Genomic DNA, 15,727 nt, shown 5'->3' with positions numbered 1-15,727 from the left:
GCTAGGACACGTCGTCCTGAATATCCTTCAGGTCTGGAATGACATCCGCCGCGCCAAGCCTTGTGACTTGCAGCGCGGCGGCGCGGGTTGCCTGAGAAATGGCCTGCGCCATTGGCAAGCCACGGTCCAGCCCCGCCAGAACATAGCCGGTAAACGTATCGCCAGCGCCTGTTGTATCGACGACCTCGACGGGCAGCGCCGGAAAGTCCCGGCACTCGCCGGTTTCGGTCTGGTGCCATCGGCTGCCCTTGGCACCCAATGTCACGATCACATCGCGCACGGGCAAGCTTTCCGGGGCAAGCCCGGTGGCGTCTTGCAGTTGGGCGGCCTCTACCTCGTTCAGAATGAGAAAGTCACAAAAGCTCAGCACTGCTTCGACCGCCTCCGCCTGAAAAGGCGCTGCGGCATAGGCGACCTTCATGCCCTTGTCCGCAGCAAGCCTTGCGGCCTCTACCTGGGCATTGGTTTCATTCTGCATCAACAGCGTGTCGTCGGGGCCTGCCTTGGCCAGTGAGTCCGCCAACATCTGCGTCGAAATCAGCCGGTTTGTGCCTGCATACAGAATGATCGTGTTCTCGCCGGCATCATCGACATAGATGATCGCGTGGCCCGATGCGTCCTGATCCAGAACCGAAATGCCCCGCGTGTCGACGCCGTATTCCAGCAAGCGATCCCGCGCCCAGACCCCATCCTGACCGACAGCACCGATATGCACCACATGCGCCGCCGCGCGGGCCGCGGCCACCGACATGTTCGTGCCCTTGCCGCCCAGGCCGCGGCTCATCGAACCGCAGGACAGCGTTTCGCCGGGGCTGGGCAGATGCGGCACACGATAGACAATATCGGCGTTGATAGAACCCAAGTTGAAAATCGTCACAGGCGCGCTCCTTCTGCTTTGGTCGTCAGACCTGCGCGGTTCATCCGACTTTGCAGGCGGCCAGTACAGCCATGTTCAAGATGTCGTTGGCGGTTGATACTGACGAACAGATCTGAATCGACTCGCCGATCCCTGCCAGAATTGGCCCGATGACAGTGGCACCCGCCATTTCCTGCATCAGTTTTGTCGAGATCGACGCCGAGTGCCGCGCCGGAACGATCAGAATATTGGCAGGGCCGGTCAGCCGCGAGAACGGGTAATTCTCTTGCGACCGGGTATTAAGCGCCACATCCACGGTCATCTCGCCTTCGTATTCAAAGCTGACGCCGCGCCGATCAAGCACTTTGGGCGCCTTATGCATCTTTTCGGCACGCTCGGACACCGGATAGCCAAAGGTCGAGAAGCTGACAAATGCCACGCGCGGCTCCAGCCCCAGATGCCGGGCAACATCGGCACTGCGTTCGGCAATCGTGGCAAGATCCTCTTCATCCGGCCATTCATGCACCAACGTGTCAGAGATCATCACGATCCGGCCCTTGTGAAGCAGCGCGGTCACGCCAACCGCACCGTGCTGTGCGTCCGCGTCAAAGACGTGGTTTATCAACTCCATCACATGCGCAGATTTGCGGGTCGCGCCGGTGATCAGCCCGTCGCCGTGGCCATGTGCCAGCATCAGCGCGGCAAAGACATGCCGGTCGCGCGTGGCAAGGCGGTGTATGTCCTGCCGGTCATGGCCTTTGCGTTGCAGCCTGTCGTAAAGAAACTCCTTATAGGCCTGCAAGTGGCGCGTGTTCGCCGCGTTGACGATTTCCAGCTCGCGCACCGCGTCGCCCATTCCGGCGGCCTCCAGCTTGGCCTTGACGTCATCTTGCCTGCCGACAACCAGCGCCTTGCCCAGCCCATTGCGTTGATACATGACCGCAGCACGCAAAACGCGCGGATCATCCCCTTCGGCAAAGATCATACGGGCCTGAGCGGCGCGGGCGCGCGCATTGATGCCCCGCAAGATGTTAGAGGTCGGATCCATCCGCGCCTTGAGCGACGCCTCGTAGGCATCCATGTCGATAATGGGGCGCCGCGCGGCACCGGTGTCCATTCCGGCACGCGCAACGGCAGGGGGAATCCGGTGGATCAACCGGGGATCGAACGGCGTCGGGATGATATAATCCCGCCCGAAAGACAGGTTGCGCCCATAGGCCATCGCGACCTCGTCGGGCACATCCTCGCGGGCCAGTTCGGCCAATGCCTGCGCGCAGGCGATCTTCATCTCGTCATTGATCGCACGCGCATGGATGTCCAGCGCCCCGCGAAACAGATACGGAAAGCCCAGGACATTGTTCACCTGATTGGGATAGTCCGACCGGCCCGTTGCCACGATGGCATCGGCACGGACCTCATGCGCCTCTTCGGGGGTGATTTCTGGGTCAGGGTTGGCCATCGCAAAGATCACCGGATCATCGGCCATCGCGGCAACCATATCCTGCGTTACAGCACCCTTGGCGGACACGCCGAGAAACACATCCGCGCCTTTCATCGCCTCTTCCAGAGACCGCGCCTCTGTCTTGACCGCATGAGCAGATTTCCACTGGTTCATGCCTTCGGTGCGGCCCTGATAGATCACGCCCTTGGTGTCGCACATGATGCAGTTTTCGTGTTTGGCACCCATCGACTTGACCAGCTCCAGGCAGGCAATCCCCGCAGCACCGGCGCCGTTCAAAACGATCTTGCAGTCTTCGATCTTCTTGCCGGAAATATGCAGCGCGTTGATCAAGCCTGCCGCGCAGATCACCGCAGTCCCGTGTTGGTCGTCATGGAAGACGGGGATGTCCATTTCTTCCTTGAGGCGCTGCTCGATGATGAAACATTCGGGCGCCTTTATGTCCTCAAGGTTGATGCCGCCAAATGTCGGCCCCATCAGCCGAACAGCATTGCAAAACGCGTCTGCGTCTTCGGTATCCAGCTCGATGTCGATGGAATTGACATCAGCGAAGCGCTTGAACAGCACCGCCTTGCCTTCCATCACCGGCTTGGAACCAAGCGCGCCAAGATTGCCCAGCCCCAGAACCGCCGTACCGTTGGAGATCACGGCAACCAGATTGCCCTTGTTGGTGTAATCATAGGCCGTTTCGGGATTGGCGGCGATTTCCAGACAGGGAACGGCGACGCCCGGCGAATAGGCAAGGCTGAGGTCACGCTGCGTGGTCATCGGTACGGTCGCAGTGATCTCAAACTTGCCGGGCGAGGGTTCCAGATGGAATGCAAGTGCCTCTTCGCGGGTGTATTTCTGTTTGGCCATGCGCCTGTCTCTCCTGCTGGACGATTATTCGTGCTTAACGCAGCATGCAGCATGCCTCAACTGTCCTCGTTTTCGGCTTTTACCCGCAAGGCGTGCTTTGTAAGGTCGCGGTCTCAAATCAAGGGGGTTCGCATGGGTGCGGCCGAAGCCACCGTCACGCCAATGATGGCACAGTTTCTGGAGATCAAGGCGCAATATCCGGATGCGCTGCTGTTCTACAGGATGGGCGACTTTTACGAGATGTTCTTCGAGGACGCCAAGCAGGCGGCCGAAGCACTGGATATTGCGCTGACCAAACGCGGCAAGCACGCGGGTGACGACATCCCCATGTGCGGCGTTCCGGTCCATGCCGCCGAAGGCTATTTGCTGACGCTGATCCGCAAGGGGTTTCGCGTCGCCGTTTGCGAGCAGATGGAAAGCCCGGCAGAGGCAAAGAAACGCGGCTATAAATCGGTGGTCAAACGCGATGTCGTGCGGCTTGTGACGCCCGGAACGCTGACCGAAGAAAGCCTGCTGGAGGCGCGGCGGCACAATTACCTCGCAGCCGTGGCGATCATCCGTGAAAGCGCGGCTTTGGCCTGGGCGGACATTTCCACCGGCGCGTTTAACGTAATGCCGCTGGAACAGAGCCGCATTGGTCCTGAAATGGCGCGCCTGTTGCCGTCCGAGGTGTTGGTGAGCGACGGTGCTGATCTGTCTGTGTTCGAGGATCTTGGCATCCCCGCGACAGAACTGTCGCGCGCCAGCTTTGACAGCACCGGGGCCGAAAGCCGTCTTTGCGCACTGTTCGGTGTGAAAACGCTGGAATCCTATGGCAATTTCGATCGTGCGGAACTGTCAGCGATGGGGGCGCTGGTCGATTATCTGGATATTACCCAGAAGGGTCGGCTGCCACTGCTGCGGCCACCACAACGCGAGGCCCTGTCCGGCCTGATGCAGATTGATGCCGCCACGCGCCGCAATCTGGAATTGACCCATGCCCTGTCTGGCGGGCGCGCCGGATCATTGTTGTCTGTGATGGACCGCACTGTGACCGCTGCGGGGGCGCGATTGCTGGAACGGCGGATCTCCAGCCCCTCGCGCGACCTGACCTCGATCCACAATCGGCTGGATGCTGTCGATTGGGCGGTTGAAGCAGAAGAACAGAGACTGTTCCTGCGCGAAACGCTTCGGAGTGTTCCGGATCTGGACCGCGCACTTTCGCGGCTTGCGCTGGATCGTGGTGGCCCAAGAGATCTGGCCGCCATTCGAAACGGCCTTACGCAAGCCGATACCATTGCAGACAGTTTGGCCGCCGGTTTGCCTGACCTACTGACCGATGCTGCGCGTGATCTGGGTGGCCACCAGGATCTTTTGCAGTTGCTTGATGAGGCATTGATCGCAGAACCGCCGCTGCTGTCTCGTGACGGCGGATTCATCGCAGAAGGCTATGCGCCAGAGCTGGACGAGGCCCGCACCCTGCGCGACGAAGGGCGCAGCGTGATTGCCGCCATGCAACAGGAATACGCGACCCAGACCGGCATTACTGCCCTGAAGATCAAGCATAACAACGTGCTTGGCTATTTCATTGAAACACCCGCAACGCATGCAGAAAAGATGCTATCCGCCCCGCTGTCGGATAAGTTCATCCATCGCCAGACCACGGCAAATCAGGTGCGTTTCACCACGGTCGAATTGAGCGAGTTGGAAACGCGCATTCTGAACGCCGGCGGGCAGGCGATCGAGATTGAAAAGCGGCTCTATGAAACCCTGAAACAGGCAATTCTTGGGCGTGCCGCACAGATCAGCGCAACCGCGCGGGCGTTGGCAGAATTCGATCTGGCCTGTGGACTTGCCGATCTGGCAACCGCGCAGAACTGGACCCGGCCAACGGTCGATAATTCAAGACTGTTTGAAATAGACGGCGGCCGGCATCCGGTGGTGGAGGCCGCGCTCGCGCGGCAAGGCGATACGTTTGTTGCCAATGACTGTGCGCTACTGGCAGAGGCAGAGGCACCGTCGATCCAATTGCTGACCGGCCCCAACATGGCAGGTAAATCCACCTATCTACGACAAAATGCACTGATCGCGCTTATCGCACAGATGGGCAGCTATGTTCCGGCGGAACGGGCGCAAATTGGCATCGTCAGCCAAATATTCAGTCGGGTGGGTGCTTCGGATGATCTGGCGCGCGGACGGTCAACCTTTATGGTCGAGATGGTCGAAACGGCCGCAATCCTCAATCAGGCTGACGACCGGGCGCTGGTGATCCTCGACGAGATCGGGCGCGGGACTGCGACCTATGACGGGCTGTCCATTGCCTGGGCGACGCTGGAATACCTGCATGACGTGAACCGAGTGCGTGCCCTGTTCGCAACGCATTACCACGAGCTTACGGCGTTGGCGGGAAAACTTCCCGGCGTGGGAAACACGACCGTTGCCGTCAGGGAATGGAAAGGCGATGTGATCTTCCTGCACGAGGTGCGCAAAGGTGCCGCTGACAGATCTTACGGCGTGCAGGTTGCGCAGCTTGCGGGTTTGCCGGGTGCTGTGATCGACCGGGCGCGGACAGTTCTTGACGCTTTGGAAAAAGGCGAGCGGGAACGCAGTTCCCCCAAAGCGTTGATCGACGATCTTCCACTATTTGCCGCCGCATCGCCCGCCCCCAGACAGGTTACAAAAACCTCTGCGGTCGAGGCGCGTTTGGCAGAGATCATGCCAGACGAGTTAAGCCCACGAGACGCGCTGCAAGCTCTGTACGAACTTCGGGATCTTCTGGAGAAGGACTGAACCATATCAGTCATGCCCCGAACGAAAAATGCCCCCGGCAATCCGGGGGCATTTTTTATCACATGGCGCTGTTATCCAGCGAAGGACGACACGCCGACCTGAGCCGGCCGCAATAGCCGGTCGTATAGAAGGAACCCTTCTGCGGAGACCTGAATGATCTCGCCGGATTTTGTGCCCGGCAGAGGTGCTTCAAACATCGCCTCATGCAGTTTGGGATCGAATTTCTCGCCAACCTCTGGCGAGACAACCTCTATTCCGTGCTTCTTGAACACGTTGCGAAGCTCTCGGAGCGTCAATTCAACACCTTCGATCAGAGCGGTGTTTTTTTCCGCCGTCTCTTCGGATGTGCCCAAGGCCCGCTGAAGGTTGTCGTAAACCGACAACAAGTCGCGCGCCAGTTTCGAGCCACCGTACCGCTCTGCCTCGCGCCGGTCCTTTTCGGAGCGTTTGCGCGAATTTTCAGCATCGGCCAACGCACGCATGAACCGGTCGCGCAACTCATCGCGCTCGGCCCGCAATGCGTCCAGCTCTATCGCCTCGTCATCATCTTCCGCCATCACATCTGCATATTCGTCTTCTTCAGTCGAATCGATGTCATCCAGGAAGTCTTCTTCCTTCGGGTCTGCCATTCTTCACCTCTAGCTCCGGTCCGAGATCAACTTCCCGACCAGTTGTGCCGTGTAGTCCACAATCGGGACAATCCGTCCATAGTTCAGGCGCGTGGGTCCGATGACGCCAACCGCACCAATTATCTTTCGATCCGAGTTCATATATGGAGAGACCACCAGAGAGGAACCCGAAAGTGAGAAAAGTTTGTTCTCTGAGCCAATAAAAATACGCACACCATCGCCCGCTTCTGCCAATTCCAGAAACTCTGCGATGTCACGCTTGCGTTCCAGATCATCGAAAAGCGATCGGATGCGATCAAGTTCGGCTTCGTCAGCCTCGCCGCCCAGCAGGTTTGATCGCCCGCGGACGATCAAACGTTCATGGTGATGGCCCTCATCTGTCCAGACGGCGATACCGCTATCGACCATTTCACGGGCAAGGGAATCAATCTCTTGTCTGCGGGCATCAATTTCGGTTTTCATTTCACGCTGCAAATCCGACAGCGTTCTGCCTTCGATCAGGGCGTTAAGGAAATTCGCCGCCTCGCGCATCGAGCTTGGCGTTTGCCCCGGCGGCGGGCTGAACAGGCGGTTTTCGACATGACCATCGCCAAAAACCAGAACAACCAAAGCGCGGTCATGGCCAAGGCTGACAAACTCTATATGCTTGATCGGCGCTTCGTGCTTCGGCGTCAGGACCAGCGAAGCGCCGCGCGTTACACCGGACAAGGCCGCGCTGACGCGGTCCAGCGCGTTCGATACATCATCGGTGTTACTGGTGAGTGTGGCGTCCAGTTTTTGACGATCATCGTCACCAAGATCGCCGACCTCCAAAAGGCCATCGACGAACATCCTTAACCCGATTTGCGTCGGGATTCTTCCGGCGCTGACATGCGGACTGTCCAGAAGGCCAAGGAATTCGAGATCCTGCATGACGTTGCGGATTGTCGCGGCGCTGACCTTTTCACTGAGCGTGCGCGTCAAGGTGCGCGAGCCGACAGGCTCTCCGCTGTCCAGATAGCCTTCGACAACCCGTCGGAACACCTCCCGCGAGCGTTCATTCATCTCACCTAGAATTTTCTGACCGTCATTCATGATCAGCACCTATTCTGCGGACGGCCATTAAAGACGCTGGGGCGGAAAGGTCAATCGGACTTGCGCATGCCCCTTTTGGCCCTGTATCCCGACTGCAAATCTGGGAAGGATACAGAATGCGACCGTCAGGACGAGATCTAAGCGAAATGCGCACAGTTTCAATCGAAACCGGCGTCACAATGCATGCAGAAGGATCGTGCCTGATCCGTATGGGCAACACTCATGTGTTATGTACGGCCACCATCGAAGACCGCGTGCCACCGTTCATCAAGGGGTCCGGGTTGGGCTGGGTCACTGCCGAATACGGTATGCTGCCGCGTGCAACCAACACGCGGATGCGTCGTGAAGCGACTGCCGGCAAACAGGGCGGCCGCACAGTCGAGATTCAGCGTTTGATCGGACGCAGCCTGCGCGCCGGCGTGGACCGCGTTGCACTGGGCGAACGACAGATCACCGTTGATTGTGACGTTATTCAGGCTGACGGCGGTACGCGCTGCGCATCCATCACCGGCGGCTGGGTCGCGCTGCGTTTGGCTGTCAACAAACTGATGAAGGCGGGTGACGTCACCTCTGATCCGCTTGTTGACCCTGTGGCCGCTGTATCCTGCGGCATCTATGCAGGTCAGGCCGTTCTTGATCTGGATTACCCCGAGGATAGCGAGGCCGGAGTCGACGGCAACTTTATCATCCATGGCGATGGTCGGCTCATCGAGGTGCAGATGTCGGCCGAAGGTGCCACATTCTCGCGTGATCAGATGAACCAACTCATGGATCTTGCCGAAAAAGGCACGGCCGAGTTGATGGCAGCACAAAAGGCCGCAACCACATGATCCGTAAATTCTCTGGCGACACTCTTTTGGTCGCCACCCACAACAAAGGCAAACTCGAGGAGATCACAAATCTTCTCGCGCCCTTTGGCGTAAAGGTTGTCGGTGCCGCCGAGATGAATCTGCCTGAACCGGAGGAAACCGAGACCACTTTCGCAGGCAATGCCCGTATCAAAGCCCACGCAGCCGCTAAGGCGACCGGGTTGCCCGCCCTGTCAGATGACAGCGGTATCGAGATTGACGCATTGGATGGCGCGCCCGGCGTCTACACCGCGGATTGGGCAGAAACAGAGACTGGTCGGGACTTTGTTATGGCCATGACCAAGGCCCACGACGCGCTTGAGGCGCGGAATGCGCCCTACCCGCGCACCGCCCGTTTTTGTTGCACGCTGGTCCTTGCCTGGCCCGACGGACATGACGAGGTATTCCCCGGCGAAATGCCCGGCCAGGTCGTTTGGCCAATGCGTGGCGATCAAGGTCATGGATACGACCCGATTTTTCAGCCTAACGGCTACGAGATCACGTTTGGTGAGATGGATCGCTGGGAAAAGAACAGGATAAGCCATCGTGCAGATGCCTTCCGGAAGTTTGTCACGGCCTGCTTTGACTGAAGACTGGCAGAACGGCGGCTTCGGCCTTTATATCCATTGGCCGTTCTGCGCCGCCAAATGCCCCTATTGCGACTTCAACAGCCATGTCTCGCGGCAGATCGACCACGCCCGCTGGGCGCGCGCTTACCTGTCAGAGATCGACCGCGCCGGTGCGCAAACGCAGGGCCGCATCCTGAATACGGTGTTTTTTGGCGGCGGCACGCCGTCCCTGATGGCGCCGGACACCGTCGCAGCAATTCTTGACCGTGTACGCGCCACATGGCCGATGGTGAACGATCCTGAGATCACCCTGGAAGCGAATCCCGGCTCTGTCGATGCCGGGAACTTCAAGGCCTATGCACAGGCCGGCGTAAACCGCATCTCGATGGGCATTCAGGCGCTGAACGATGTGGACCTGCGCCGGCTCGGCCGCATTCACACGGTCAAGGAGGCCCGCGCGGCCTTCGATATTGCCCGAAATCAATTTGACCGCGTCAGTTTTGACTTGATCTACGCAAGACAGGATCAGCAACTGAATGCGTGGAAGGCCGAATTACGCGAAGCGCTGGATATGAGCGTGGATCACTTGTCACTCTATCAACTCACCATCGAGAATGGGACCGCTTTTGGCGACCGCTTCAATGCAGGGGGCCTGCGCGGGCTACCCAATGATGACCTGTCGGCGGATATGTACCAGATTACCCAAGACGTTTGTGGCGAGTACGGCATGGCCGCCTACGAAGTGTCAAACCACGCCCGGGCAGGTTCTGAATCACGGCATAACTTGATCTACTGGAGATACGGTGACTATATCGGAATTGGCCCTGGCGCTCATGGCCGCGTGACGCTGGATGGGCGCCGTCACGCAACGGTTGCATGGTCAATGCCAGACAAATGGCTTTCGACTGCGGAGCAAGGCAACGGAACAAAAGAGCGGGACGTTTTGCCTGCGCTCGAACAGGCGCAGGAATACCTTCTGTTGGGTCTACGAATAGACGAAGGTATAGGTATTGATCGGTTAGCTAGATTTGGTGGATCATTTGTTGATCAAGCTAAAATCGACGGGTTAATTGACCTCGGCATGGTTGAACGCCGAGGTCATAAGTTGCGGGCCACTGCGCGGGGGCGCCTTGTCCTGAATGCCGTTATTGAAGAGCTGATGCCACTGGGCTGATCAATTGCCGCTTAAAATCCGGCACAAATCGTCCAACTGCTCCAGATTCGTGTAGCGGATAACCAATTGGCCGGATTCCCCGCCTGCCTTGTGATCCACACTCACCGACATTCCCAGAGCAGCAGAAATATCGCCTTCAAGGGCTTTTGTATCCGCGTCCTTTTCAGCCCGACCTCCCTTCGGCTTCGCCCCCGAAGTGGACGCAGTATCAGTCTGTGCAGCTTTCTTGACGGCTTTTTCAATATCACGAACCGACCATCCGGCCGAAACAGCCTGCTTGGCCAACTCCAGAGATTTATCGGAGGTAATAAGCGCCCTTGCATGCCCGGCTGAAAGATCGCCACCCACAACCATCTTCTGCACATCGTCCGGCAAATTCAGAAGCCTGAGAAGATTGGCGATATGGCTGCGACTTTTGCCAAGGGCCTCTGCCATCTTTTCCTGGGTATGGCCAAAGCGGTCCATCAGCTGCCGATATCCCGCAGCTTCTTCGATCGCATTGAGATCGGCGCGTTGAATGTTTTCGATAATCGCAACTTCCAACACCTCGATGTCGGAAAACTCACGCACCAATACCGGCAATTCGTGAAGCTGGGCCATTTGTGCAGCCCGCCAACGCCGCTCCCCCGCAACGATCTCGTATAGATTGCTATCTCCAGGTTTCGGACGAACGATCAAAGGCTGGATAACGCCGCGCGTTCGTATGGACGCCGCCAACTCGTCCAACTGTTCCGGCGTAAAGTGCCGCCTTGGCTGGTCAGGATTTGGGACAATCCGCTCAATCGGAATAGAGCGATCCGCCCTGGGCGATGTGTCGGCACCCTGCTCCCCTGTTGGGTCCACATCTGCCATCAGGGCGGTCAGGCCACGGCCCAATCCGCGACGACGCTCTTTACTCTCTGTCATTTCTTTCCTCCGATAGCTTAAGCGGCCATCTTTGCGTTTTTATGTAACAGTTCCCGCGCAAGCTCTCGATAGGCCGCAGCGCCTTTGGAACTTCCATCATATTGTAGGACTGGCAGAGCATAGGACGGTGCTTCGCTGACCCTAACATTTCGCGGTATGACGGCGTTGAACACCAGTTCGCCAAGATTGTCCCGTGCGTCACTTTCCACCTGCTGTGAGAGGTTATTTCGTGCGTCATACATTGTCATGACCACACCTTCGATCCGTAGATGTGGGTTTGCCGTCTGACGAACCTCACGAATTGTAAGCATTAGTTGGCTTAGGCCTTCGAGCGCAAAAAATTCACTTTGGAGTGGCACCAGCACTGAATGCGATGCGACCATTGCGTTTACGGTAAGAAGATTCAACGACGGAGGACAATCAATCAGGATAAAGTCCAGCGCAAAATCGTCCATCGCAGCTTGCCGCAGAGCGTCATGCAGCAAATAACTACGTTTTTCGTTAGCAATAAGTTCTATATCGGCAGAGCTTAGATCTACAGTCGCAGGAATGATCATCAAGCGCTCGACACTGGTTTTCTGAACGACTGCATGAAGCTCTGTATCATCCAGAAGCAATTCGTAGGTGGTGAGGTCACGGTCTTCGGGTTCTATTCCCAGCCCCGTAGACGCATTCCCCTGCGGATCGAGATCAACGACCAGCACACGACAGCCAAGTTCTGCCAGAGCGGCACCCAGATTGATCGTGGTGGTGGTCTTCCCTACCCCGCCCTTTTGATTGGCGACGGCTATGATTTTTGGACCAGCGGGTCTGGCAAGATCAGACACGAGAGATGCCTCCGATTTTTAGTATAGCGGCCATAGGGTCTGTTTTGCTTTGTATCACATCCAGATCAAATCGCCATGACTCGCGTGCCTTATCCACCTCTTTTTGCCAGTTTCCACCTTTGGAAAAGATGGCAGTGCCGTGGTATGCGAGATGCAAATCTGCGAAGGACAGCAACGTATCCAGATCTGCAAGAGCCCTGGCGCTGATGATATCTGCATTCAAAGGATCCAAGTTTTCAATTCGCGCTGAAATTACGGTCGCATGCAGATCAAGCTCTCGAATGATAGTTCTGAGAAATGCGGCCTTTCTTAGATCAGATTCGACAAGCACTGTCTTCATTTCAGGCGACGCTTCCGTAGCAAGAATCGCTACGACAAGACCAGGAAGGCCGCCCCCGCTACCCAGATCAAGCCAAGTTCGGTTAGGATGGTCAATTGATTGAAAAACCTGTATTGAATCAATGATATGGCGGTTCCATACATCTGATACAGATTTCTTCGAAATCAAGTTGATCTTTGTTGTCCATACCAACAAGAGATCGACGTATCGTTGCAGCTTTTCATATGTTTCACGTGAAACATTCAAGCCTCGCATCATAGTCAAGCTGATCTCCGCTTTAACTGACGAATTTTTGCCAATAGCAGAACAAGTGCGGCGGGGGTCATGCTTTCGATTTTTGCAGCTTCAGCAAGATTTTTAGGCCGCGCCGCAGAGAGTTTTGATTTTAGCTCATTTGAAAGGCCATCAATGTCTACATAGGCAAAATCTTCAGGAATAACCTGAGCTTCATCGCGCCGAACCATCTCCACATCTCGCTTTTGTCGTTCAATGTAGTGCACATATAGCGCGTCGCGCGCCAACTGTTCGCGAGAAACCCTGTCAATTATCGAAAATTCCGGAGCAAGCTTAATCAGCGTCTCGAAATCTATATTTGCAAATGCGAGCAATTCGTAACCCGTCCTGCGCGCACCGTCATGGTTGATGGTGATCCCAACCGCTTCAACATCACGGGTTGTAAAAGTTTTTGACGACAGAGATGTCTTGGCGGATGTGAGCCGGTCCAATTTGGTTTCAAACGCCTGCTTTCGCTTTTCGGAAACACACCCAAGATCGATCGCCTTCGGTGTTAATCTTTGATCCGCATTATCAGCCCTCAAGGAAAGCCTGAACTCCGCCCTTGATGTGAACATGCGGTAGGGCTCTTGCACGCCCTTCGACGTTAAATCATCAATCATTACCCCAATATAACTATTAGACCGACTGAAATGTACTGGATCTTGACCTCGACAAGCGGCAGCGGCGTTAAGTCCGGCTACCAATCCTTGCGCGGCAGCTTCTTCATAGCCCGTGGTCCCGTTGATTTGACCAGCCAAATACAAACCAGGTACAGTTTTCACCTGCAATGTAGAGCTTAGAGATCGAGGATCTACATAATCATATTCTATGGCGTAACCTGGCTGTACGATCTCCGCAGCCTCAAGGCCAACAATGGAATTTACATATCTGTTCTGTACCTTGCGCGGCATAGATGTCGATATACCGTTCGGATATATAGTATTAGAATCAAGGCCTTCTGGCTCAAGAAATATTTGATGAGATTCCTTGTCCGCAAACCGTACAACCTTGTCTTCGATTGAAGGGCAATAGCGAGGACCAACGCCATCAATCCGTCCGCCGTACATCGCAGATTTATCAAGATTATCTCGAATAATCTCGTGAGTTTCAGCGTTCGTATGCGTAATGCCACATGTCACTTGCCGCAACGAAGCGGATTTAGACATGAACGAAAATAGCGTCGGGTCTTCATCCCCCAGTTGGGCGTCCAGAATATCCCAATTTATGCTCCGCGCATCCAGCCGTGGTGGAGTTCCGGTCTTCAACCTCCCCAACGGCAAATTAAACTCATCAATGCGTTCAGCAAGTCGTACTGAAGGCTTATCCCCCATCCTGCCGCCGGGATGCGAAGTATCGCCTATATGGATTACGCCGCGCAAAAACGTTCCAGTTGTAAGGATAACAGACGCCGCGGAAAGTTTTGATCCATCCTCAAGAGTGATACCTTGAACTGCGCCGGAATGCATAACAAAGTCCGTTGCTTCTCCTTCGATAATTTGGAGATTCTCGGCCAATTCCATTTCTTGAAGCATCGCAAGACGGTAGACTTTACGATCGGCTTGTGCGCGAGGACCTTGAACCGCCGGTCCCTTACGTTTGTTCAATAGCCTGAATTGAATTCCCGCTTTGTCGGCAACACGCCCCATGACGCCATCAAAGGCATCAATTTCACGAACAAGATGGCCTTTTCCAAGCCCTCCGATCGCTGGATTACAGGACATCACCCCGATTCCCTCACGCTTTAACGTGACGAGCGCAGTTTTTGCACCCATTCGGGCTGACACATGCGCGGCTTCTGTTCCAGCATGCCCGCCGCCGATGACAATAACATCAAAGGTCCGATGTTTCACGTGAAACACTCCGCTACTTACCAAGGCAGAAACTTGAGAAAATTTCGTCTAGCAGCATTTCGACATCAACGCGACCTATTAGTTTTTCGAGATGTCGAATCGCTACACGAAGTTCTTCTGCTGCAATATCATATTGCTCACTATTTTGGCTAACCAGAGTTTCAGCATAATTCAAAGCCGATAGCGTCTCTCGCATTGCCACGCGATGTCGTTCCCGTGTCGCAAGGCCAGCACTCTTAGAGCGCAACGTCAAAATAGATGTTATTCGTTTGATAAGAGCATCAACGCCACGCCCCGTGAGTCCAGAAACGCCGACTCCATCGTGGTCAGCCTTAGAGGCAACAGAAATATCATCATCTTTCAGCGCAACATCCGAAGGCTCACTGTCTTCAAACAAAAGAACACGCAGATCTGCGGCGCTGGCCCTTTGAATTGCACGCTCAATTCCCAAGCTTTCGACAATGTCATCAGTTTCGCGCAAACCAGCTGTGTCCAATAGCGTCACAGGCAGCCCGTCGAGCTCCATTCTAACTTCAATAACATCACGCGTTGTGCCTGCGACTTCTGATGTAATTGCAGCGTCTCGGCCGGCAAGGGCATTAAGAAGCGTCGACTTTCCGACGTTTGGCGCCCCAATTATTGCAACCTCAAAGCCCGATCTAATGCGTTCTGCTGATTTGAAGCCATCCAATTGTATCTGGAGTGAATGAGTAATATCGGCTATCAAGCTTAGAACTTCAGGTCCGACATCTTCGGGCACGTCTTCATCAGCAAAATCAATAACAGCTTCGAGCAATGCTGAAGCTCGGATAAGCTTTGTTCTCCAATCCGAAACTACCTGCCCAAGATCCCCCGAGAGTGACTTCAACGCCTGAACGCGTTGCGCCTCGGTTTCCGCTTCGATCAGATCTGCAAGTCCTTCGACCTGGGCTAAATCCAAGCGACCGTTTTCCAACGCCCGCCGCGTGAACTCACCTGGGTCAGCCAAGCGCAGCCCACGAAGTTCGGACAGTTCCCGCAACACTGCTGAAACCACGGCAATACTACCATGTAGATGAAGCTCAACAACGGCTTCGCCGGTAAAGCTGGCGCCTTCTGGAAAAACCAAAACCAGCGCCTCGTCGAGATATTCACCAGACGCGGTCTTTATGCGTCGAACAGCGTGCTGTCGCGGGGCTGGCAAACTACCACACAGGGATGTGGCAGCATCAAATGCTTCTGGACCGGAAATTCTTACAACGGCGACGCCCGCTTTTCCCTGAGCCGAGGCCAGAGCGTAAATCGTATCCATG

The 15,727-nt window shown here is 55.9% G+C and carries 13 protein-coding genes; 4 read left to right on the top strand and 9 right to left on the bottom strand.

Going from position 1 to position 15,727, the window contains the following annotated elements; genetic code table 11:
* Position 1: 1 nt before the first annotated feature.
* Positions 2-877 (bottom strand): ribokinase, encoded by an 876-nt coding sequence (locus DMZ65_RS04305; RefSeq protein ID WP_116597689.1) that lies wholly within the window; start codon positions 875-877, stop codon positions 2-4.
* Positions 878-917: 40 nt separating this feature from the next.
* Positions 918-3,173, bottom strand: a complete 2,256-nt coding sequence (locus DMZ65_RS04300) for an NADP-dependent malic enzyme (RefSeq protein WP_116597688.1) — start codon at positions 3,171-3,173, stop codon at positions 918-920.
* Positions 3,174-3,305: 132 nt separating this feature from the next.
* Here DMZ65_RS04300 and mutS point away from each other — a divergent pair, with 132 nt between their 5' ends.
* Positions 3,306-5,942 carry a DNA mismatch repair protein MutS gene (gene mutS, locus DMZ65_RS04295; protein ID WP_232824888.1) on the top strand — a complete coding sequence of 879 codons (2,637 nt, stop codon included), beginning with the start codon at positions 3,306-3,308 and terminating at the stop codon, positions 5,940-5,942.
* Positions 5,943-6,013: 71 nt separating this feature from the next.
* On the opposite strand, the gene DMZ65_RS04290 is transcribed toward mutS, so the two are convergent.
* Together DMZ65_RS04290 and hrcA are read right to left on the bottom strand one after the other, a co-directional pair.
* Complete coding sequence (locus DMZ65_RS04290; protein ID WP_116597687.1) at positions 6,014-6,571, bottom strand: nucleotide exchange factor GrpE; 558 nt, start codon at positions 6,569-6,571, stop codon at positions 6,014-6,016.
* A gap of 9 nt (positions 6,572-6,580) precedes the next feature.
* A complete protein-coding gene (hrcA, locus tag DMZ65_RS04285; RefSeq protein ID WP_116598115.1) occupies positions 6,581-7,645 on the bottom strand; it encodes a heat-inducible transcriptional repressor HrcA in 1,065 nt (354 codons plus the stop codon).
* Positions 7,646-7,761: 116 nt separating this feature from the next.
* Between hrcA and rph the strand changes: the two genes are divergently transcribed.
* From rph to hemW, 3 genes are read left to right on the top strand one after another with little or no spacing between them, the layout of a single operon-like run.
* Positions 7,762-8,475 carry a ribonuclease PH gene (gene rph, locus DMZ65_RS04280; protein ID WP_116597686.1) on the top strand — a complete coding sequence of 238 codons (714 nt, stop codon included), beginning with the start codon at positions 7,762-7,764 and terminating at the stop codon, positions 8,473-8,475.
* Positions 8,472-9,083: an RdgB/HAM1 family non-canonical purine NTP pyrophosphatase gene (gene rdgB / locus DMZ65_RS04275; protein ID WP_116597685.1), complete on the top strand. Its 612-nt coding sequence runs from the start codon at positions 8,472-8,474 to the stop codon at positions 9,081-9,083. Before rph ends, rdgB begins: the two co-directional genes overlap by 4 nt.
* Positions 9,076-10,236 (top strand): radical SAM family heme chaperone HemW, encoded by a 1,161-nt coding sequence (gene hemW / locus DMZ65_RS04270; RefSeq protein ID WP_232824887.1) that lies wholly within the window; start codon positions 9,076-9,078, stop codon positions 10,234-10,236. The genes rdgB and hemW overlap by 8 nt, the downstream gene beginning before the upstream one ends.
* Here hemW and DMZ65_RS04265 read toward each other — a convergent pair whose 3' ends face one another.
* From DMZ65_RS04265 to mnmE, 5 genes are read right to left on the bottom strand one after another with little or no spacing between them, the layout of a single operon-like run.
* Positions 10,237-11,142 (bottom strand): ParB/RepB/Spo0J family partition protein, encoded by a 906-nt coding sequence (locus DMZ65_RS04265; protein ID WP_116597683.1) that lies wholly within the window; start codon positions 11,140-11,142, stop codon positions 10,237-10,239.
* 17 nt (positions 11,143-11,159) lie between these two features.
* Positions 11,160-11,969: a ParA family protein gene (locus tag DMZ65_RS04260; RefSeq protein WP_116597682.1), complete on the bottom strand. Its 810-nt coding sequence runs from the start codon at positions 11,967-11,969 to the stop codon at positions 11,160-11,162.
* Positions 11,962-12,564: a 16S rRNA (guanine(527)-N(7))-methyltransferase RsmG gene (rsmG, locus tag DMZ65_RS04255; protein ID WP_438942700.1), complete on the bottom strand. Its 603-nt coding sequence runs from the start codon at positions 12,562-12,564 to the stop codon at positions 11,962-11,964. Before rsmG ends, DMZ65_RS04260 begins: the two co-directional genes overlap by 8 nt.
* 5 nt (positions 12,565-12,569) lie before the next feature.
* Positions 12,570-14,444, bottom strand: coding sequence for a tRNA uridine-5-carboxymethylaminomethyl(34) synthesis enzyme MnmG (gene mnmG / locus DMZ65_RS04250; RefSeq protein WP_116597680.1), 1,875 nt, complete (start codon positions 14,442-14,444; stop codon positions 12,570-12,572).
* A gap of 4 nt (positions 14,445-14,448) precedes the next feature.
* Positions 14,449-15,726 (bottom strand): tRNA uridine-5-carboxymethylaminomethyl(34) synthesis GTPase MnmE, encoded by a 1,278-nt coding sequence (gene mnmE, locus DMZ65_RS04245; RefSeq protein ID WP_116597679.1) that lies wholly within the window; start codon positions 15,724-15,726, stop codon positions 14,449-14,451.
* Position 15,727 lies beyond the last annotated feature (1 nt).

Origin of the sequence: Primorskyibacter marinus (genome assembly GCF_003313245.1) — a bacterium.
GTDB lineage: Bacteria > Pseudomonadota > Alphaproteobacteria > Rhodobacterales > Rhodobacteraceae > Primorskyibacter > Primorskyibacter marinus.
Note: the sequence above shows the minus strand (reverse complement) of the source record. Positions and strands in the feature narration are given on the sequence as shown.